The organism is Occultella glacieicola (assembly GCF_004353825.1).
Taxonomy (GTDB): domain Bacteria; phylum Actinomycetota; class Actinomycetes; order Actinomycetales; family Beutenbergiaceae; genus Occultella; species Occultella glacieicola.
Genome location: NZ_SMNA01000009.1, coordinates 1 through 549 on the forward strand (window position 1 = coordinate 1; position 549 = coordinate 549).

Consider the following 549-nt stretch of genomic DNA (forward strand, 5'->3'; position numbering starts at 1 on the left):
AGCTAAGCCCCTCTGCGCCGATGGTACTGCGTGGGAGACTACGTGGGAGAGTAGGACGCCGCCGGACAACACTTCAGACAAGGGCCACCCCACACCGGGGTGGCCCTTGTCGCATTCTCAGGTACTTTTGGACCGCACCATTGAACGGGCATGAAGGAGCACGATGTCTGACCAGCGACCTGACCGTGGCGAGGACGCTGACGGCCGCAAGCCACGCAGCGGCGGTGACGCAGGCTCGCGTGGATCGCGTCGTGACGGTCCCGGTGGCTCCGGTTCCAGGCCCTACCAGGGCACGGGTGCCGGCCGTTCGCGTGATGGCGAGCGACGTGATCGGAAGCCGCGCGACGGGCAGGGCAGCGGTCGCCCATCCGAGTCGCGTCCGCCTCGTGAGGGTGAGCGTCGGTACGACTCGCGTCCGCCTCGTGAGGGTGAGCGGGGCTCTGCCGCGTCTCGGCCGCCTCGGGACGGTGAGCGTCGGTACGACTCGCGTCCGCCTCGTGAGGGTGAGCGTCGGTACGACTCGCGTCCGCCTCGTGAGGGTGAGCGGGG

At 69.2% G+C, this 549-nt stretch carries 1 rRNA gene; it reads left to right on the top strand.

The window, feature by feature from the left end:
• Positions 1 to 67, top strand: a 5S ribosomal RNA gene (rrf, locus tag EXU48_RS25565); the annotation flags it as partial.
• Between the last annotated feature and the right edge of the window lie 482 nt (positions 68 to 549).